The organism is Novosphingobium sp. BL-S-20 (assembly GCF_055521635.1).
Window position 1 is genome coordinate 3,233,450 of the sequence record NZ_CM145494.1, and the last position, 16,416, is coordinate 3,249,865.

The window sequence follows — 16,416 nt, forward strand, 5'->3', positions numbered from 1 at the left end:
GCCGCATTCGGACAGGCCAATTCAGGGGTCGCCCTTAGTGGATAGGGCGGCCTCTTTTCGTTTGCGCGTCACGCCGCCATGCGCGCAAGCCCACCGGCACGGCGAGGAACCACTCGCGTCGGCTGGCGTCCCACGAGGCGAGGCCCAGCGCGATCGCATCGTCCAGCGCCTCTTCCATGCTATCGCGCCACGGCGCGCGCGGTCGGCCGCAAGCGGTGACCCGGTAACGATTCGCCACCTTCAATAGCTGGCCCAGTCGAGTTCGGCCTCGTCGAGGGCCTCAAACATGTCGCCGTCCGGCTGGAGCATGCTCAGGCGCTTGCGCACCGCCTCCGGATCGCCGTCGCGCGGGAAACCGCGATCTGCCATGGCGCCCTTGGCCAGATCGCCGACTAGCCCGCCGCGCTCGGCCTGCATCAGGAGCCAGCGCCCGAAAGGCCCGCGCTCGGCTGGCGTGGCCGTCCGGCCCGCGGGGCGCAGGCGGCTGTCGGGCGCGGCTGGGGTGAAGGCTCTGTAGTCGGCGCCATGGCCGAAGTCGCTCGACATGCCCTTCCCGCCGAGAATGCGCGTGATCTCGCGCCTGAGATCGTCGGGGGCGCTGCTTGGTGCTTCGCTCATAGCGGTTTCCCTCCTACTTGGCCGACGCGGCGATCAGGCGCTGCCACGCGGCCGGATCGTTCAGGTCGATCTCTTGGACGCAGACCAGGTCGCGGGTTATTTCGACCTTCTCCTCCAGTCGCCGGAGCACGGCGGGGAAGATGTCCACGAGCTGGACGTAATCGTCGTTCGTCGCCCCTTCCCTGTCGGCCCGCGCGTACCGGTGCCGGGCCAGCCTGAGCAGGTCCTCGTCGGTCAGGGGGAGCGTCAATTGATCGTTTGCCATGGGGCGGCCCTCATACGAATCGAATGACTTGCTGTAGCATGTTCCCTATATGTTCGCATCATGGTTAGACGCAGCACACCCCAGCGGAAGGTCGACGATCGAGCCTTCCCCGTCCGCATCCTCTTCTATGAAAAGGATATTGCGGTCGTAAATTATGTGCGAATCCACGATTGGCTGATTGCTCACATGAGACGCGGCGATTACGCCGAGCATGGCGGTCCAGAGCAAGGTTGCAGGACCATTGCCTACTACTTCCGCACCACGGAAGACGCCCACCGGTTCCGCTCGGCATTCGCAGACATCGAGCTGGCGGACCACACAGCTCTCGACAGCTACAATTCGCCCTTCGTCATCGCAGGGAGGAGAAAGTGCCCACCTCCGAATGGCAAATGACATTGCTACGTGATCAGTGGGTTAAATAAGATATCTAAGCGAGGCTGCGAATTAATTTTGTCCGGCTGTAGAATCAACGTATGCTCACAAGATTGCTCAGAGAGACCAATATTATGAGCAATTATGCACACAATTACCTGCGCGCCTTATCGCAAAAGGAGCGAAGCTATGCCTCGCTTTACAATCATCCCCGTTGATAGAAATCAGCCGAACGCAAACTTAATCGCCACCGACGCCGGGCCGGTTCTTGCTTTTATCGATCGAGTCCGCTGCGGCGAAGCCGACGTCCTGGAAGACGGACGGTACCTGTTTTCCGCTAGCTTGGAATCCTGCGGCTTCTGGTCTGTGTTTCACCGATCCCAATGATCTTCAATCCCGGCCATCCCGCATAAATCCTTGAGCTGCGCAACTTTACGTCGCCTTATGCATTTGGCGAAATGTCGCAGCTCAAGTGTCCCCGAGTGGAGCTGCGACAAACCTCCCCTCCCGTTACGTTTGACCTTCCTCGACTGAAGGCGCAGCATCCGGGCGTGTGCAATCTTTACCGGCCGACAAAGCCCGCTGACGCGGTAGCTGGCCTGTTCCGCACCAGGAGCGCCGGGGCGCCGAACTTCGCCGCCGAGGTCTATCCGAAATACACAGGACTCGTCGTCGCCGAGGGCGAGGTGCGCGCCATGACGTGGGGCTTCCCCGGCATGCCGTGAGCAAGAAGACCGGCAAGCCCATGAAGCCCTCCTCGCCTCACGCTGCTAGCAACGGTTCGATTTCCTTGATGTCCTCGGCTTCACCTGACAGCAGATCGTAATGTGTCTGAAGATTCATCCAGAACTCGGGCGTGGTATTGAGAGCTCGAGCAAGACGCTTCGCCGTATCGACGGTCAGAGAGGTTTCTTCAGCGCACAGGCGCTCGACACGCGTACGCGGCACATGGATGTGCCTGGCGAACTTCCCGGCACTCATGCCCATGACGTCGAGGAACTCGTACTTGAGGATTTCACCGGGATGGACCGGCACTTGCAGCATGGTCATGGCAAATTCCTTTCAGTGATAGTCTACGATCTCGACCGCTTCCGGCCCCTGCTCGGTCCAAACAAAACATATCCGCCATTGATTGTTGACGCGGATCGAATGCTGCCCTTCACGGTCACCAGAAAGCACCTCAAGCATATTGCCTGGAGACGAGCGCAGATCATCCAACTCAACCGCAGCCTCCAACATGGCGACCTTGCGAACAGCGCTTCGGAACAGGTCTGAAGGAAATCCCTTACCTGACTTGCCGGCTAGCACTTGGTCGATCAGCTTGCCTTTGGTGCTCTGGATCATGAATGAAATGTATCATGTCGTGATACAGATTTCAAGTCAGAGTTGAGTCATCAATTTCTTGGCACATACGCAGTTCGGGTTGTGTAACCAGAGGTCTGGAAATTCGAACGTGTCGGACGCGCTGAGCTGGTGCCGGGGCATGCCCCGGCACCAGCTGCCCATCTTCAGCATTCCATGGAGTTACCACACACCTATGGAGCAAGAGAAATGGACAAGCGCGACGATACAGCGATCGAGGCGGTTCTGGAACAGTTGATCGAACACGGCCCCGAAGGGATTGCGACCGTATTCGCGCGCACCTTCGAGATGGCGATGCGCATCGAGCGTGAACGCTTCCTGGGCGCGCAGCGCTATGAGCGAACGCCCGACCGGCGCGGATATGCGAACGGCTACAAGCCCAAGCGGATCGATACGCCAGCGGGCACGGTGCATGTGGCCGTGCCCAAAACCGCCGGCCATGACGGTCAGCCCTTCTTCCCGCAGTCACTGGAGCGCGGCTGCCGGTCGGTGCGTGCGGTCATGCTGGCCGTGGCAGAGATGTACGTGAAGGGCGTCTCTACCCGGCAGACCGAAGCGGTGCTGCGCGAGTTTGGGATCGATGGCATATCCTCTTCACAGGTCAGCCGCGCGGCAGCGATGCTCGATGACGAACTGGAGGCGTGGCGGACCCGCCCGCTCGGCGAGATCCGCTACCTCATTCTCGATGCGCGGTACGAGAAAATGCGCCAAGGCGGCGTTGTGCGCGATGCCGCGGTATTATCTGCGATCGGCATCGGACCTGACGAGCGCCGCCGGGTGCTGGGCGTCAGCGTTGCTCTGTCGGAAGCGGAAGTCCACTGGCGCAGCTTCCTCGATGATCTGGTCGCGCGGGGCATGCGAGGCGTCGAATTCATCGTGTCCGATGATCATGCGGGCCTTCGTGCCGCTCGCCGGGCGGTACTGGGGGCGGCCACCTGGCAGCGCTGCCAATTCCACCTCGCCGCCAATGCCATCCATCACGCTCCGGGCGTCGCCATCCGCGCTCGCATCGGCTCAGAGCTGCGCAGCGTCTGGAACGCCGGCTCGCTGGCAAAGGCACAGACTGCGCTCGAAGAGCTCGTCACCGGCTATAGAAAAACCGCACCAAAGCTCGCCGCGTGGCTCGAAAACGCCATTCCCGAAGGTCTGGCTGTCTTCACCCTGCCGGAGCACCACCGCCGCCGCCTGCGCACCTCCAACCCGATCGAGCGCGCCGTCCAGCAGGAACTCAAGCGCCGTACCGTCAAGGTCAGGGTCTTCCCCAACGAACACGCGCTCCTGCGCCTCGTCTCCGCCGTTCTGGTCGAAATCGACGAAACATGGGCCTGCGACAACAAGGCCTACATCAAATGGGAATGCCGAGATGCTGCGTGATCCTGCCCAGATTCAATTTCCATACATCAGGTTGCTCAATCGCAGTTCGTTCGGGTGCGCGTTAAAGTTGGTCATTAATGCCATATCAGCGGCTATGATAGCCCCGGTTCCCATTGAGTGACGCACGCACCGACCGGCAACCGCGCTCCAGTGACTGTGGGAAGAAGGGCTTACCGTCATGGCCGGCGGTCTTAGGGACTGCCACATGTATCGTTCCCGCCGGCGTATCGATACGCTTGGTTTTGTAGCGGTTCGCATAGCCTCGCCAGTCTGGCGTTCGCTCATAGCGCGGCGCGCCCAGAATGCGTTCACGCTCGATGCGCATCGCCATTTTGAAAGTGCGTGCGAACACGGCCGCCCCCCTTCAGGGCCGTGTTCGATCACTGTTCCAGAGGCGGCTAGATCGCTGTATCGTCGCGCTTGTCCATTTCTCTTGCCCCATAGATGTGTGGGAACTTCACGGAATGCTGAAGATGGGCAGCTGGTGCTGGGGCATGCCCGGGCACCAGCTCAGCGTGTCCGCCCCGTTCAAATTTCCAGACCTTGGATTACACAACCTCCAATCCCGCCGCCCATCGGCTAGTTTCACGGCAGCCTTGAGCGCGCCGTCACCGCGACGCCCCCTTTTCCCTCCCTAGACCAACGTCAACTTCGGCTCCGTTCTCCCGAATTGCGGGCGAATGATCTCTGCACCGCCGCGGAGCTGATCCAGATAATCCGACCAGTGCTGCATCATGCGCACGCGCTCGTCCCAGTGCTGGCCCCGCGTATAAGCCCGGCGCACCGAGTTCGGCTCCGCGTGAGCCAATTGCCGTTCGATTGCATCGGGATTCCACTTGCCCATCTCGTTGAGCAGCGTCGCGGCCATCGCCCGGAAGCCATGCGCAGTCATCTGATCCTTCTCGTAGCCCATCCGGCGTAGTGCCGCATTGATCGTGTTGTCCGAGAGCGGCCGCTTGGTCGAGCGAACCGAGGGGAAGAGATAGGTGCTGAAGTTCTCGCCGTGGTCGATCTCCCCGACGATTGCCAAGGCCTGCCGCGAAAGGGGAATCGTGTGCGGGCGGCGCATCTTCATCTTGTGCGGCGGAATGATCCAAACCGCGCGCTCGAGATCGAACTCGTTCCATTCGGCATGTCGCAGTTCGCCAGGGCGAACGAAAGTGTGAGCAAGCAGGCGCAGCGCGATATTCGTGTAACGCGCCCCGTCGTAATCATGGATCGCGCGCATCAAGGCGCCGACATGCTTGGGCATTGTGATGGCCGCGCGATGCACGACCTTGGGCGTTACCAAAGCTCCGCGCAGATCGACGCACACGTCCCGCTCTGCCCGCGCCGTCGCGACGGCAAACCGGAAGATTTGTCCGCACAGCGCCCTGACGCTCATGGCAGTGTAGAATTTCCTGGTCCGCTCGATCTTCTTGAGGGATAGGAGCACTTCATGCGCAGTGATCTGCGAGATTGGCCGATTGCCGATATCGGGCAAGACCAGGCTGATCTGCCATTCGCATTTTCTGATCGACTTGGGCGACCGCTCTTCCAGCCGCATCTTTTCCAGCCATTCCTCCGCGATAAGCCGGAAGGTGTTCCCGGCAGCGATGGAGGCGGCAACTTTGTCCAGCTTGGCCTGATGGACAGGATCGATGCCCTGCTTGAGCAGGCGCCGCGCTTCCAGCAGCCGCTGGCGAGCCTCTGCAAGCGTGACTTCGGGGTAACGACCGAAGGAAGCCGTACGCTGAAGCTGGTGCAGCTTGAAATTCATCCGCCAGTATCGGGCCCCGGAAGGCTTCACGAGCAGGTAAAGCCCGTCGCGGTCGGAAAGTTTATACGCTTTTTCGCGCGGACGGGCTCGATCGACCGTCGTTGCGGAGAGACCGGATTTGGGTGATTCGCCTGTCATTGAACGTGGACCTTCTTCAGCTCTTGAGAACTGCAGGTCCACATACAGAGCCAACTCTGGCTGAGACGGCATGGAACATATCCGGAACTGCCCGGAAAGTGTATCAGTCAAAAACCGCAGAAAACAGCCATTCACGAGCGTTTCTGGGTGCGTATGAGACAGGCACTGGAGCGGGTAGCGGGAATCGAACCCGCATAGCCAGCTTGGAAGGCTGGAGCTTTACCACTAAGCTATACCCGCCCATCGAAGGGCCGTCCCGATCAGGGGACCGTGTCCAGCGTCGTGGCAGCCGCTTGCCACGATAGGGCAGGCCTCGTCAACGCCTTCCTTGCGACTTGTCCGCGATCAGACGTGGAAAGTGCCTCAATGCCCCGGATAATCGAGCAAAGCGTGGGGTGTGATGCCCGCTTTGCGCAGGCGTTCGGCGCCGCCGAGGTCGGGCAGGTCAATGGCGAAGAGCGCGTGTTCGACTGTCGCGCCCGCCCGGCGCAGCAGTTCGGCGGCGGCGAGCGCGGTGCCGCCGGTCGCCAGAAGGTCGTCGATCAGGATGACGCGATGGCCCTCGCCTACGGCCTCAGGGTCGACCTCAAGCGTATCCGTGCCGTATTCGAGGGCGTAGTCGATGGCGATCACCGGGATCGGCAGCTTGCCCGGCTTGCGGATCGAGACGAAGCCCAGTCCCAGCCGCGCCGCGATCGCCGCGCCGAAAATGAAGCCTCGTGCCTCGACCCCGGCAATAACATCGGCGCCCGAGGCCTTAACGGTTTCCGCCATCAGATCGACCGCAGCGGCAAAGCCGGGGCCGTTGCCGACCAGCGTGGTCACGTCGCGGAACAGGATGCCGGGCTTGGGGAAGTCCGGCACGGTGCGCACCAGCGCCTTGATCTCGTCGAGGGTCATGGTCGCCGTCCTTACGGGGTCGAACCCCTAAACGAAAGGGCCTCCGCCATCACGGGATGGCGGAGGCCCTTCGCTCGGTTCCGGAAAGGAAGCGTCAGTGCTTCTTGCCGGCCCAGATGTTGCGATAGGACATGTAGCCCAGGATCGTCGCGAAGAGCAGGAAGCCGAGCACCGGCCAGCCCGTCTGCTTGCGCTTTTCCAGCTTGGGTTCGGCGGTCCAGATCAGGAAGGCCGAGACGTCCTTCGACATCTGGTCCACCGTCGCCTTGGTGCCGTCGCCATAGGTCACCTGGCCCTCGCCGGTAAGCGGCGGCGGCATCGCGAGGTTGAGGTTCGCGAAATACGGGTTGTAGTGCAGGCCGTCCGGCGTCTTCGCATCCGGGAACTTCTTCAGAAGTTCCGCGGGCTGGTCCTGATAGCCGGTCAGCAGCGAGTAGACGTAGGCCGGGCCGTCATGACGCGCCTTGGTGATCAGCGAGAGATCGGGCGGAGTGCCCTGGCCGCCGTACATCACAGGTGGGAAGTAGTCGGTCGCCACGCCTTCGCGGGTTTCCACTTCGCCCGTGGCGTTGTTGTAGACCGGAACCTGGAAGCCCTTGGCGATCGCCTTCACTTCGGCGTCGTTGTAGCCCAGCGCCGCAAGGTCGCGGAAGGCGACGTGGCGGATCGCGTGGCAGGCAGCGCAGACTTCCTTGTAGACCTGGAAACCGCGCTGGAGCTGCTGGCGGTCAAACTTGCCGAAGGCCCCGTCGCTGGCGAAGCTGACTTCCTTGGGGTGGAGGTGGAATTCGTGCTCGGCAGTGGCGGCGGGCGGCTCGGTGATCTGCTGGTAGGCCCCTTTGCCAAAGGACCAGGCCAACGCCACCGTGAAGAACAGCCCGACGAGGATCGAGAGAATGCGTGCCATGTCTTTCGTCTTTCGTTCCAGCTGTTGTCAGGCGACCGTCGCCGAAGGCGCGGGGGCGAGCTTCGCCGCCTCATCCTCGCCGAGCACGGACTCGGTGATGGAGAAGGGCAGCGGATCGGGCTTCTCGATCGCCGAGACGATCGGGATGACGATCAGGAAGTGCGCGAAGTAGTAGAGCGCCGCGATCTGGCTGAGCATCACGTAAGGCTCCTCCGCCGGGGCGCCGCCGCAGTAGAACAGCACCGCCATGGCCGGGATCAGGCCGAAGAAGAAGAACTTCTTGTAGAGCGGGCGGTAAGACCCCGAACGGACCGGCGACCGGTCGAGCCAGGGCAGGAAGAACCACACGAGGATCGCCCCGAACATCGCCAGCACGCCCATGAGCTTGGCCGGGATGAAGAAGAAGTCCTGGGTGAAGGCGCGCAGGATCGCGTAGAACGGCCAGAAATACCATTCGGGCACGATGTGTGCGGGCGTGCTCATCGGGTTGGCCGGAATGTAGTTGTCCGGATGACCCAGCGCGTTCGGGAAGAAGAACAGCGCGGTGCAGAACAGGATCGCGAAGACGCCGATCGCCCAGCCGTCCTTGGCGACGTAGTAGGGGTAGAACGGAACGGTGTCGCTCTCGCTCTTCACCTCGACGCCGGTGGGGTTCGACGAGCCCGGAATGTGCAGCGCCCAGATGTGCAGGATCACCACGCCGACGATCACGAAGGGCAGCAGGTAGTGCAGCGAGAAGAAGCGGTTGAGCGCAGCATTATCCGGCGCGAAGCCGCCGAGCAGCCACTGCTGGAGCGGCTCGCCCACGAAGGGAATCGCGCCGAACAGGCCGGTGATGACCTTGGCGCCCCAGAAGCTCATCTGGCCCCAGGGCAAGACGTAGCCCATGAAGGCGGTGGCCATCATCAGCAGGAAAATCACGACGCCAAGCAGCCACACCATCTCGCGCGGAGCCTTGTACGAGCCGTAGAAGAAGCCGCGGAAGATATGGACATAGATGACGACGAAGAAGGCCGAGGCGCCGTTGGCGTGCGCATAGCGCATCATCCAGCCCCAGTTCACGTCACGCACGGTCTGTTCGACGGTGTCGAAGGCGACTTGCGTATTGGCCGCATAGTGCATGGCCATGACGATGCCGGTGACGATCTGCAGGACGAGGCAGAGCGCGGCGAGGAAACCGAAGTTCCAGAAATAGTTCAGGTTGCGCGGAACCGGATAGCCGCCACCGACCGAGTTGTAGACGAGGCGCGGCAGGGGCAACCTTTCGTCCATCCACTGCATGAAGGGGTGGCTCGGCTTGTATTCCTTGGCCCAGGGAAAGCTCATGTTCTTGATCCTCTCTCTCGGCCTCAACCGATCTTTACGACCGTGTCGGTGGTGAAGGCGTATTCCGGAACCTCGAGGTTCTTTGGCGCGGGGCCTTTGCGGATACGGGCTGCCGTGTCGTAGGAAGAGCCGTGACAGGGGCAGAAGTAGCCGCCGAACTCGCCCTTCGGCTCACCCTCTCCCGCACCGAGCGGAACGCAGCCCAGATGGGTGCAGACGCCCATGGTGATCAGCCAGTTTTCCTTGCCTTCCTTGGTGCGTTCCTCAAGCGTCTGCGGATCGCGGAGCGAGGAAACATCCACCTTGTTGGCTTCGGCGATTTCATGCGGCGTAAGGTTGCGAACGAAGACCGGCTGCTTACGGAAGATCGCCTTGATCGCCTGTCCGGGCTGGATCGAGGAAATGTCGACTTCCGTGGAAGACGCCGCAAGAACGTCCGCCGATGCGGACATCTGGCTGACCAGCGGGACGACGATGCCCACGCCGGCGACACCCGCCGCGCTTACCGCGGCGATATTGATGAAATCGCGCCGCCGCACGCCATCTGCTTCTGCCATGATTGCCCTTGCCTTGTTATTGACAACCTACTCCCGGGATTCCGGTAGCAAGCCCAGATTCCTGACCAATTCTATTTTTTTGTCTGGTATCCCCGTAACGGCCCCCCGTTGACGGTTAGATGCCCGGGATTTAGCCGAAGCGAATACCGACTTTGCCGAACTGATATACAGGGAAACCAGCCCTGCCAACCGTGTTTTTGGTCGGGCAGGGTTGGAGGGTCGCCAAGGAATTCAAGGAATAACCGCGCGGCAGACAGGCCGGACGGGCCTTTTTCAGCCCGCCGCGATCAAGGATATCTGGCGTCCGTAGGCGGCTTCGGCGCGGTGGGTGGCGCGGCGATAGGAATAGAAACGCTCGGGCGCGGAATAGGTATCGAGGCCGAGGCGCTCCACCCCGGCGATCCCTGCCGCTTCCAGCCGCGCAGCTACGTAGTGCTCCAAATCGAACTGCCAGTGGCCCTCGCGACCTTCCTCGAAGAACCCCGCGTTTTCGCCATTCTCTTCAAGGAAACGGTCGCGGAAACCGTGGTCCACCTCGTAGGATTCCTGGGCGATACAGGGGCCGACAGCCGCGACGATGCGCGATCGCTCGGCACCCAGCGCTATCATCCGGTCGATCGTGCTGTCGGTCACGCCGCCGACGGCGCCCTTCCACCCGGCATGGGCGGCGCCGACGATGCCCGCCTCGCGGTCCGCCAACAGGACCGGCGCGCAATCGGCGGTGACGACGCCGATCAGCACGCCGGGCCGGTCGGTGACGAGGGCATCGGCATGGGGGCGATCGGCATCGCTCCACATGTCGGCGCCGAGAATCACGCAATCGGGCGAATGGACCTGGTAGACCGAGACCAGTGGCGCCCCCCGCAGCACGGCATCCGCAGCACGGCGGCGATTTTCCGCCACGACCGCCGGTTCGTCGCCGGAGCCGAGGCCGACGTTGAGACCCTCGACCTCGCCGCTGCTGACCCCGCCGCGACGGCCTAGGAAACCGTGCGGCAGGCCTTCCAACAGGCGGGCGCGGTTGACCTCGACGGGTTCAGCCCCGAATTCAGCCAAGACTCTTGCTCACCTGCTCCCGCACGTCGCGCGAGAGATTGGGTTCGGCGGCGATCTTCTCCAGCTCGGCGCGCATCATCGCGGCGCGGACCGGCTCGATCCGCCGCCAGCGCCCGAGCTGCGGCACGAAGCGCGCGGTGGTCTGTGGATTGATCGGATCGAGCTTGCGGATCAGTTCGCCGATCATCCGGTAGCCCGCGCCGCTCGCATCGTGGAACGCCTTGGGGTTCACCGCCGCCGTCATGTAGAGCGCGCGGGCGCGGTTGGGGTTGTTCAGCGTGAACTCGGGGTGGCGGGACAGCGCCTCGATATGCTCCAGTACCTGCGGGTGGAACGAACCGGCCTGGAGCGCGAACCACTTGTCGATGACGAGGGCATTGCCCTGGTAGCGCTGCAGGAAGTCGGCCAGCGCTTCCTCGCGCTCGGGGCCTTCGAGGTTGCAGAGCACGGTGAGCGCCGACTGGCGATCGGTCATGTTATCCGCCGCGCGGTACTGCGCGATGGCGCGGCGGGCGCCCTCGGCGGCATCGCCCGCGGCGATCAGCACCAGCGCCTGGCCCTTGGTCTTGCGGGCACCGCGCGCGGCGGCATCGCGGCCATAAGCCACGGCGGAAACGCGGTCGTGGAGCAGGCCCAGCAGGTCTGCCAGTTCGCCGCCGAGCCAGGCCTTGAGCGCCTCGCGTTCCTCGTGGATCGCGGCCGGGTCGGCCACCAGCACCTGCTCGGCCAGATAGGCGACGCCCGGCAGGACCATGAGTTCGCCGCGCATCAGGTCGTCGAGCGCCTCGTCCGCCAGCACGGCGGCGAAAGCCTCGCCGATCGCCCGGCGTCCCTCTGCGCGCGCGGCGTCCGACAGACCGCCGCTTACAGCCGCCACGAGATGCTGGACGACAAGGCTCTGCATCGCCTCGTAACGGGCGAAGGGATCGTCGTCATGGGCGGCGAGGAACACGAGGTCCTCGTTCGAGCGCTCCATGTCGATGGCGACCGGGGCCGAGAATCCGCGATTGATCGAGACCACCGGCGGGCGCGCGAAGCCATGGAAGGTGAAGCTGTCACTGCCCTTGTCGAGCACGATCAGCTGTTCGCCCGCATGGTGGCCATTGTCGCGATCATAGAGCGCGACACGCAGCGGGATCGGCACCGGCTGCTTCTCGGGCTGGCCCGGCGTCGCCGGAACCGTCTGGGTCAGCGTGAGCGTCGCCGTCTCGCCCGCATGCGCCAGTTCCACGGCGACTTGCGGCGTGCCCGCCTGCGAGTACCAGAGGCGGAACTGCGTGAGGTCCAGCCCGGTGCCGTCCTCGATCGCCTTGATGAAATCCTCGCAAGTCGCGGCCTCGCCGTCGTGGCGGTCGAAATAGAGGTCGGTGCCAGCGCGGAACTTCTCGATTCCCGCCATGGTCCGCATCATGCGGATCACCTCGGCGCCCTTGTTGTAGACGGTGGCGGTGTAGAAGTTGCTGATCTCCTGATAGGAATCAGGGCGGATCGGATGGGCGAGCGGTCCCGAATCCTCGGGGAACTGGGCCGAGCGCAGGACCCGCACGTCCTCGATGCGCTTCACCGCCTCGCTGCCCATGTCGGCGCTGAACAGCTGGTCGCGCAGGACGGTGAAACCCTCCTTCAGCGAAAGCTGGAACCAGTCGCGGCAGGTCACCCGGTTGCCCGACCAGTTGTGGAAATATTCGTGGCCGATCACGCTCTCGATGCCGTCGTAATCGGCGTCGGTGGCGGTTTCCGGCTCGGCGAGGACGTAGCGGGTGTTGAAGACGTTGAGGCCCTTGTTCTCCATCGCCCCCATGTTGAAGTCCGACACGGCGACGACGTTGAACAGATCGAGGTCGTATTCGCGCCCGAAAGTGTCCTCGTCCCACTTCATCGAGTGGATCAGCGAATCCATCGCGTGGCTGGTGCGCTGCTCGTCGCCCGAGCGGACCCAGATGTTGAGGTCCACCTTGCGGCCCGAGCGCGTGGTGAACGCGGCGTGGTTGGCCACGAGATCGCCCGCGACGAGCGCGAAGAGGTAGCTCGGCTTGGGCCAGGGATCGTGCCATTCGGCCCAGTGGGTGCCGCCCTCGCCCTCTCCGGTCGCGGTGCAGTTGCCGTTGGAGAGCAGGATCGGGAAGCGGGCCTTGTCGCCCGTCATCCGCACCGAATAAGTCGAGAGCACGTCCGGGCGGTCCGGGAAGAAAGTGATGCGGCGGAAGCCCTCGGCCTCGCACTGGGTGCAGAGCATGCCGTTCGAGGCATAGAGACCCATGAGCTGGCTGTTCGCCGCCGGGTTCATCGCAGTCTCGATTTCGACCTCATGGGCATCGCCGGTCAGTTCGACGAGCAGGTCGGCGCCTTCCATGCGCCAGTCGTTGACCGCCTCGCCATCGACGCGGATCGCCAGCGGGGTGAGCTGGTCGCCGTTCAGGCGCAGCGTTGAGGCACCGCTTCCGGCGGGATTGCGGCGCGCCGAAAGCGCGGCCGTGACGTGGGTCTCGTCCACGCCCAGCCGGAAATCGAGCGCGATCTGCGGCACCAGCCAGACCGGCGGCTGATAGTCCTCGCGGCGAATGACCGGCGGCGCGTGCGGTGCGGGGGCGCCATCGGCGATCTGCGCTTCGGTGTCGGGCGAGGCGGGGGTGCTGGCAATGTCCATGCCGCTAAATTAGAGCCTTGTCCCTCGAATGCCAGACTTGGCGCGACGAATTCACAGCCGAATCGCGAGGAATGCCCGATGTCCGTCCGCACACCCAAACGCCTGTTCATCTTCGGGCTGGGCTATACCGCGAAAGTGATCGCCCGGCAGGCCGTGGCGCGCGGCTGGGAAGTGCTCTCCACTGGCAGCGACGGCACGCTTTCGTTCGAGGACGAGGGCAACGTCCGCCTCGCGCTGGCCGATGCCGATCATGTGCTTTCCTCGGTCCCGCCGGGCAAGGAAGGCCGGGGCGAGCCGCTCGATCCGGTGCTGGAGCGCTACGGCGATGCGCTGAAGGGCATGCCGCTGTCCTACCTCTCCTCCACCGGGGTCTATGGCGATACCGGCGGCGCCTGGGTGGACGAGAGCGCGCCGGTCGGCACCGGACGGCGCACCGCGCGGGCCGAGGCAGACGGCGAGTGGCTCACGCTGGGTGCGCGGGTCTATCGGCTGCCCGGCATCTACGGCCCCGGTCGCTCGGTGCTGGACCGGGTGCTGGACGGACGCGCCCATCGCATCGCCTTGTCCGGGCAGGTGTTCAGTCGCGCCCATGTCGAGGATATTGCCGCGGGCGTGATCGCCGGACTCGAAGCGCCGGGCGGTGCCTACAACCTCGCGGACGACTTGCCCTGCGGCCAGAACACGCTGGTCGAGGAGGCCTGCCGCCTGCTCGGCCTGCCGCTGCCGCCGCTCCAGTCGATCGAGGAGGCCCGGCTTTCGGCCATGGCGCGGGGCTTCTATGCCGAGAATCGCCGGGTGGCGAACGGCAAGGCCCGCCGCGTGCTCGGCTGGCGCCCGCGTTTCCCGACCTACCGCGAGGGGCTGCGCGCCCTCAGCGCCACGACCAGCCCGACCGTCGCCAGCGCCGCTCCAGCCAGCGCCAGCAGCGACCAGCGATAGCCCTCGAACACGGTCGAGATCAGCATCGCGACGATGATGACCGTGACCCCGTTGTAGGCCGCCTTGCCCGCGCCGAGCTGGCGGATCAGCGTGTAGTAAAGCGGGAACGTCACCACCGAGCCGAGAATCGCGAGGTAGGCGGTGCCGAGCCAGTACATCCCGTCCCGCGGAATCACCGGCGGCCCGGACGTCGCCCAGGCCACGGCGACATCGGCCAGCGTGCCGTAGAGCATCGCCCAGGCCAGCAGGCTGACCATCGGCAGCGCCTTGCCGGTCTCGTTGGCCTGAATCACGTTCGAGACCGAAGCGCAGATCATCGCGATCAGCGCGAAGACGGTACCGAGCAGAACCTTGCCGCCCAGTGGTGCCTCATGCGCCTCGTGGAGCAGCAGCAGGGCGAGACCGGCAATGGCAATCGCACTCCCGATCGCGAAGCGCCAGGTGATCGGCTGGCCCAACAGCAGCCGCGCCAGCACCGCGTTCGGCACCAGCAGCAGCCCGATCATCACCGCGACGATGCCCGAAGTCAGGTGCATCTCGGCGCGGTAGACGAAGTTGTAGTTGCCGCAGAACTGCGCCACGCCCACGGCCAGCGCCAGCCACTGGCCCGCCGCGCCGAGCCTCAGGCTCTTCTTCATCACCACCGCGACGAGGAACATCGCCGGGGTCGCCAGCACGAAGCGCCAGGCGACCGACCAGCTTGCGGGCACCTCGCCGATCTGGCCGGTGATGACGAACCAGGTCGATCCCCAGATCAGCGCCACCAGCAGGAACGGCAGCGCGACGGCGGGCGTCAGGAAGCCCGGTGCCGGAGCGGAACTTTCGCTCACAGTTGGGAAATCGCGCGGGCGAGCGCCGAAACGTGATCCTCGCGCGAATCCCAGGCGGTGACGAGGCGCGCGGCATCGTCGCCCCAGTCGTAGAATTCGAAGCCCTGTTCGCGCAGCGCCAGCCGCTCGGCGGCGGTGGAGGTGAGGAATATCTCGTTCGCCTCGACCGGATGGAGCAGGCGGTCCTTCGCCGCCCGCGCGATCTCGGCAGCGGCGGAATTGGCGGCGCGGGCATTGCCCAGCCAGAGATCGCCTTCCAGCATCGCGAGGATCTGCGCGGCGAGATAGCGGCCCTTCGATTGCAGGTGCCCGGCCCGCTTGCGGCGGAAGCGGACCTTGTCGGCCATGGCGGGATCGAAGAACACGATCGCCTCCGCGCTCATCCCACCGTTCTTGACCATGCCGAAGCTCAGGGCGTCGACATCGCCCGCCGCCTGCGCCGCCCCCCCTGCCACATCGCCGCCCAGGAACGCCGCCGCATTGGCGAAACGCGCGCCGTCCATGTGCAGGCCGAGGCGCTTTTCCTTCGCGAAGCGGGCGAGCGCGGCCAGTTCCTCGGGCCGGTAGACGCGCCCATATTCGCTCGCCTGGGTGATCGAGATCGCATGGGGCTGGACCTGATGGACGCCGTCGCGGATCGGGTCGATCACCTGCGCGATGGCCTCCGGCGTGATCTTCGCGCCCTCGCCATCGGCCAGCAGCAGCTTGGCGCCGTGGAGGTAGAAGCCCGGCGCGCCGCCCTCGTCCATCTCGATATGCGCCTCGCGGTGGCAGATCACCGCGCCGTGCGGCTCGACCATGGCGGACAGGGCAAGGCAGTTCGCCGCCGTCCCGGTCGCCACCCAGAGCGCCGCGCAATCGCGCCCGAACAGCGCCGAGAAGCGGTCGTCGAGCGAACGGCTCAGCGCATCGCCGTCATAAGGCGAATCGGGCGCGTCGGCCGCCTTCATGGCGTCCCATACCTTCGGATGGACCCTGGCGGCGTTGTCGGAGAGGAATTTCATGACCATATGCACTGCGAGCGGACATAAGCGCCGTCAAGAAGGAGCAGCCAAGAAGGAGACTGGCTCATGGTCGGCGTGACCATCACCAAGCACGAGACCGCCACCGGCGGCGAATACCAGGCCCACCTCGCCGACAGCGATGTGACCGGCCACCTGACCTGGCAGACCCGCGACGGCGTGCACTATGCCGACCACACGCTCGTCCCCACCGAGATCGGCAATCGCGGCGTAGCGGCACGGCTGGTCGAGGCCATGGTCGCCGACGCGCGGGAAAACCACTTCAAGATCGCGCCCTTGTGCAGCTACGTCGTCGCCGCGTTCCGGCGCCACCCGGAATGGGACGACGTGAAGGCTTAAATTCT

The 16,416-nt window shown here is 64.2% G+C and carries 20 protein-coding genes and 1 tRNA gene; 5 read left to right on the forward strand and 16 right to left on the reverse strand.

The window, feature by feature from the left end; all coding sequences use genetic code 11:
* Positions 1 to 34: 34 nt before the first annotated feature.
* The 3 genes from ACZ1II_RS22890 to ACZ1II_RS22900 are packed head-to-tail and all read right to left on the reverse strand — an operon-like array spanning position 35 to position 883.
* On the reverse strand, positions 35 to 238 hold the full coding sequence (locus tag ACZ1II_RS22890) for a hypothetical protein (RefSeq protein WP_465145834.1): 204 nt from the start codon (positions 236 to 238) through the stop codon (positions 35 to 37).
* Between the two features lie 2 nt (positions 239 to 240).
* On the reverse strand, positions 241 to 618 hold the full coding sequence (locus ACZ1II_RS22895; protein ID WP_465145835.1) for a hypothetical protein: 378 nt from the start codon (positions 616 to 618) through the stop codon (positions 241 to 243).
* Positions 619 to 631: 13 nt separating this feature from the next.
* Positions 632 to 883, reverse strand: coding sequence for a hypothetical protein (locus ACZ1II_RS22900; protein ID WP_465145836.1), 252 nt, complete (start codon positions 881 to 883; stop codon positions 632 to 634).
* Between the two features lie 60 nt (positions 884 to 943).
* Between ACZ1II_RS22900 and ACZ1II_RS22905 the strand changes: the two genes are divergently transcribed.
* The gene (locus ACZ1II_RS22905; RefSeq protein ID WP_465145837.1) at positions 944 to 1,276 is read left to right on the forward strand and encodes a hypothetical protein; all 333 of its coding nucleotides are present in this window, start codon (positions 944 to 946) and stop codon (positions 1,274 to 1,276) included.
* Between the two features lie 437 nt (positions 1,277 to 1,713).
* Positions 1,714 to 1,980 carry a hypothetical protein gene (locus tag ACZ1II_RS22910; protein ID WP_465145838.1) on the forward strand — a complete coding sequence of 89 codons (267 nt, stop codon included), beginning with the start codon at positions 1,714 to 1,716 and terminating at the stop codon, positions 1,978 to 1,980.
* A 37-nt stretch (positions 1,981 to 2,017) separates the two neighbouring features.
* On the opposite strand, the gene ACZ1II_RS22915 is transcribed toward ACZ1II_RS22910, so the two are convergent.
* Both ACZ1II_RS22915 and ACZ1II_RS22920 read right to left on the reverse strand, forming a co-directional pair.
* Complete coding sequence (locus ACZ1II_RS22915) at positions 2,018 to 2,305, reverse strand: HigA family addiction module antitoxin (RefSeq protein ID WP_465145839.1); 288 nt, start codon at positions 2,303 to 2,305, stop codon at positions 2,018 to 2,020.
* A 12-nt stretch (positions 2,306 to 2,317) separates the two neighbouring features.
* Positions 2,318 to 2,599 carry a type II toxin-antitoxin system RelE/ParE family toxin gene (locus ACZ1II_RS22920; RefSeq protein ID WP_465145840.1) on the reverse strand — a complete coding sequence of 94 codons (282 nt, stop codon included), beginning with the start codon at positions 2,597 to 2,599 and terminating at the stop codon, positions 2,318 to 2,320.
* 207 nt (positions 2,600 to 2,806) lie between these two features.
* Between ACZ1II_RS22920 and ACZ1II_RS22925 the strand changes: the two genes are divergently transcribed.
* The gene (locus ACZ1II_RS22925; RefSeq protein ID WP_465143339.1) at positions 2,807 to 3,991 is read left to right on the forward strand and encodes an IS256 family transposase; all 1,185 of its coding nucleotides are present in this window, start codon (positions 2,807 to 2,809) and stop codon (positions 3,989 to 3,991) included.
* 85 nt (positions 3,992 to 4,076) lie between these two features.
* Here ACZ1II_RS22925 and ACZ1II_RS22930 read toward each other — a convergent pair whose 3' ends face one another.
* From ACZ1II_RS22930 to pepN, 9 genes are all read right to left on the reverse strand, one after another.
* On the reverse strand, positions 4,077 to 4,322 hold the full coding sequence (locus ACZ1II_RS22930; protein ID WP_465145841.1) for a transposase: 246 nt from the start codon (positions 4,320 to 4,322) through the stop codon (positions 4,077 to 4,079).
* Between the two features lie 303 nt (positions 4,323 to 4,625).
* On the reverse strand, positions 4,626 to 5,888 hold the full coding sequence (locus tag ACZ1II_RS22935; RefSeq protein ID WP_465145842.1) for a tyrosine-type recombinase/integrase: 1,263 nt from the start codon (positions 5,886 to 5,888) through the stop codon (positions 4,626 to 4,628).
* 166 nt (positions 5,889 to 6,054) lie between these two features.
* A tRNA-Gly gene (locus ACZ1II_RS22940) sits at positions 6,055 to 6,128 on the reverse strand.
* Between the two features lie 123 nt (positions 6,129 to 6,251).
* Complete coding sequence (locus ACZ1II_RS22945; protein ID WP_465145843.1) at positions 6,252 to 6,788, reverse strand: adenine phosphoribosyltransferase; 537 nt, start codon at positions 6,786 to 6,788, stop codon at positions 6,252 to 6,254.
* A 94-nt stretch (positions 6,789 to 6,882) separates the two neighbouring features.
* Positions 6,883 to 7,695, reverse strand: a complete 813-nt coding sequence (locus ACZ1II_RS22950; RefSeq protein WP_465145844.1) for a cytochrome c1 — start codon at positions 7,693 to 7,695, stop codon at positions 6,883 to 6,885.
* Between the two features lie 27 nt (positions 7,696 to 7,722).
* Positions 7,723 to 9,021: a cytochrome b gene (locus ACZ1II_RS22955; RefSeq protein ID WP_465145845.1), complete on the reverse strand. Its 1,299-nt coding sequence runs from the start codon at positions 9,019 to 9,021 to the stop codon at positions 7,723 to 7,725.
* A 23-nt stretch (positions 9,022 to 9,044) separates the two neighbouring features.
* Positions 9,045 to 9,578 carry a ubiquinol-cytochrome c reductase iron-sulfur subunit gene (gene petA, locus ACZ1II_RS22960; RefSeq protein ID WP_334185572.1) on the reverse strand — a complete coding sequence of 178 codons (534 nt, stop codon included), beginning with the start codon at positions 9,576 to 9,578 and terminating at the stop codon, positions 9,045 to 9,047.
* A gap of 273 nt (positions 9,579 to 9,851) precedes the next feature.
* Positions 9,852 to 10,634 (reverse strand): peptidoglycan editing factor PgeF, encoded by a 783-nt coding sequence (pgeF, locus tag ACZ1II_RS22965; protein ID WP_465145846.1) that lies wholly within the window; start codon positions 10,632 to 10,634, stop codon positions 9,852 to 9,854.
* Positions 10,627 to 13,281, reverse strand: a complete 2,655-nt coding sequence (gene pepN, locus ACZ1II_RS22970) for an aminopeptidase N (protein WP_465145847.1) — start codon at positions 13,279 to 13,281, stop codon at positions 10,627 to 10,629. The genes pgeF and pepN overlap by 8 nt, the downstream gene beginning before the upstream one ends.
* Positions 13,282 to 13,359: 78 nt before the next feature.
* On the opposite strand from pepN, the gene ACZ1II_RS22975 reads away from it, so the two are divergent.
* The gene (locus ACZ1II_RS22975; protein WP_465145848.1) at positions 13,360 to 14,220 is read left to right on the forward strand and encodes a Rossmann-fold NAD(P)-binding domain-containing protein; all 861 of its coding nucleotides are present in this window, start codon (positions 13,360 to 13,362) and stop codon (positions 14,218 to 14,220) included.
* Here ACZ1II_RS22975 and ACZ1II_RS22980 read toward each other — a convergent pair.
* Both ACZ1II_RS22980 and ACZ1II_RS22985 read right to left on the reverse strand, forming a co-directional pair.
* On the reverse strand, positions 14,130 to 15,050 hold the full coding sequence (locus ACZ1II_RS22980) for a DMT family transporter (protein WP_465145849.1): 921 nt from the start codon (positions 15,048 to 15,050) through the stop codon (positions 14,130 to 14,132). The genes ACZ1II_RS22975 and ACZ1II_RS22980 overlap by 91 nt on opposite strands.
* The gene (locus ACZ1II_RS22985; RefSeq protein WP_465145850.1) at positions 15,047 to 16,054 is read right to left on the reverse strand and encodes a threonine aldolase family protein; all 1,008 of its coding nucleotides are present in this window, start codon (positions 16,052 to 16,054) and stop codon (positions 15,047 to 15,049) included. Before ACZ1II_RS22985 ends, ACZ1II_RS22980 begins: the two co-directional genes overlap by 4 nt.
* A 66-nt stretch (positions 16,055 to 16,120) precedes the next feature.
* On the opposite strand from ACZ1II_RS22985, the gene ACZ1II_RS22990 reads away from it, so the two are divergent.
* Positions 16,121 to 16,411, forward strand: coding sequence for a GNAT family N-acetyltransferase (locus tag ACZ1II_RS22990; protein ID WP_465145851.1), 291 nt, complete (start codon positions 16,121 to 16,123; stop codon positions 16,409 to 16,411).
* Positions 16,412 to 16,416 lie beyond the last annotated feature (5 nt).

What these genes read in the sequence shown, in the direction of transcription:
- ACZ1II_RS22990 (WP_465145851.1), top strand. Translation starts at nt 16,121, where the DNA reads ATGGTCGGCGTGACCATCACCAAGCACGAGACCGCCACCGGCGGCGAA.
- ACZ1II_RS22920 (WP_465145840.1), bottom strand. Translation starts at nt 2,599, where the DNA reads ATGATCCAGAGCACCAAAGGCAAGCTGATCGACCAAGTGCTAGCCGGC.
- ACZ1II_RS22950 (WP_465145844.1), bottom strand. Translation starts at nt 7,695, where the DNA reads ATGGCACGCATTCTCTCGATCCTCGTCGGGCTGTTCTTCACGGTGGCG.
- ACZ1II_RS22935 (WP_465145842.1), bottom strand. Translation starts at nt 5,888, where the DNA reads ATGACAGGCGAATCACCCAAATCCGGTCTCTCCGCAACGACGGTCGAT.
- ACZ1II_RS22915 (WP_465145839.1), bottom strand. Translation starts at nt 2,305, where the DNA reads ATGACCATGCTGCAAGTGCCGGTCCATCCCGGTGAAATCCTCAAGTAC.
- ACZ1II_RS22985 (WP_465145850.1), bottom strand. Translation starts at nt 16,054, where the DNA reads ATGAAATTCCTCTCCGACAACGCCGCCAGGGTCCATCCGAAGGTATGG.
- ACZ1II_RS22905 (WP_465145837.1), top strand. Translation starts at nt 944, where the DNA reads ATGGTTAGACGCAGCACACCCCAGCGGAAGGTCGACGATCGAGCCTTC.
- ACZ1II_RS22900 (WP_465145836.1), bottom strand. Translation starts at nt 883, where the DNA reads ATGGCAAACGATCAATTGACGCTCCCCCTGACCGACGAGGACCTGCTC.
- ACZ1II_RS22925 (WP_465143339.1), top strand. Translation starts at nt 2,807, where the DNA reads ATGGACAAGCGCGACGATACAGCGATCGAGGCGGTTCTGGAACAGTTG.
- ACZ1II_RS22945 (WP_465145843.1), bottom strand. Translation starts at nt 6,788, where the DNA reads ATGACCCTCGACGAGATCAAGGCGCTGGTGCGCACCGTGCCGGACTTC.
- ACZ1II_RS22955 (WP_465145845.1), bottom strand. Translation starts at nt 9,021, where the DNA reads ATGAGCTTTCCCTGGGCCAAGGAATACAAGCCGAGCCACCCCTTCATG.
- ACZ1II_RS22895 (WP_465145835.1), bottom strand. Translation starts at nt 618, where the DNA reads ATGAGCGAAGCACCAAGCAGCGCCCCCGACGATCTCAGGCGCGAGATC.
- ACZ1II_RS22975 (WP_465145848.1), top strand. Translation starts at nt 13,360, where the DNA reads ATGTCCGTCCGCACACCCAAACGCCTGTTCATCTTCGGGCTGGGCTAT.
- pepN (WP_465145847.1), bottom strand. Translation starts at nt 13,281, where the DNA reads ATGGACATTGCCAGCACCCCCGCCTCGCCCGACACCGAAGCGCAGATC.
- petA (WP_334185572.1), bottom strand. Translation starts at nt 9,578, where the DNA reads ATGGCAGAAGCAGATGGCGTGCGGCGGCGCGATTTCATCAATATCGCC.
- ACZ1II_RS22930 (WP_465145841.1), bottom strand. Translation starts at nt 4,322, where the DNA reads ATGGCGATGCGCATCGAGCGTGAACGCATTCTGGGCGCGCCGCGCTAT.
- ACZ1II_RS22910 (WP_465145838.1), top strand. Translation starts at nt 1,714, where the DNA reads ATGTCGCAGCTCAAGTGTCCCCGAGTGGAGCTGCGACAAACCTCCCCT.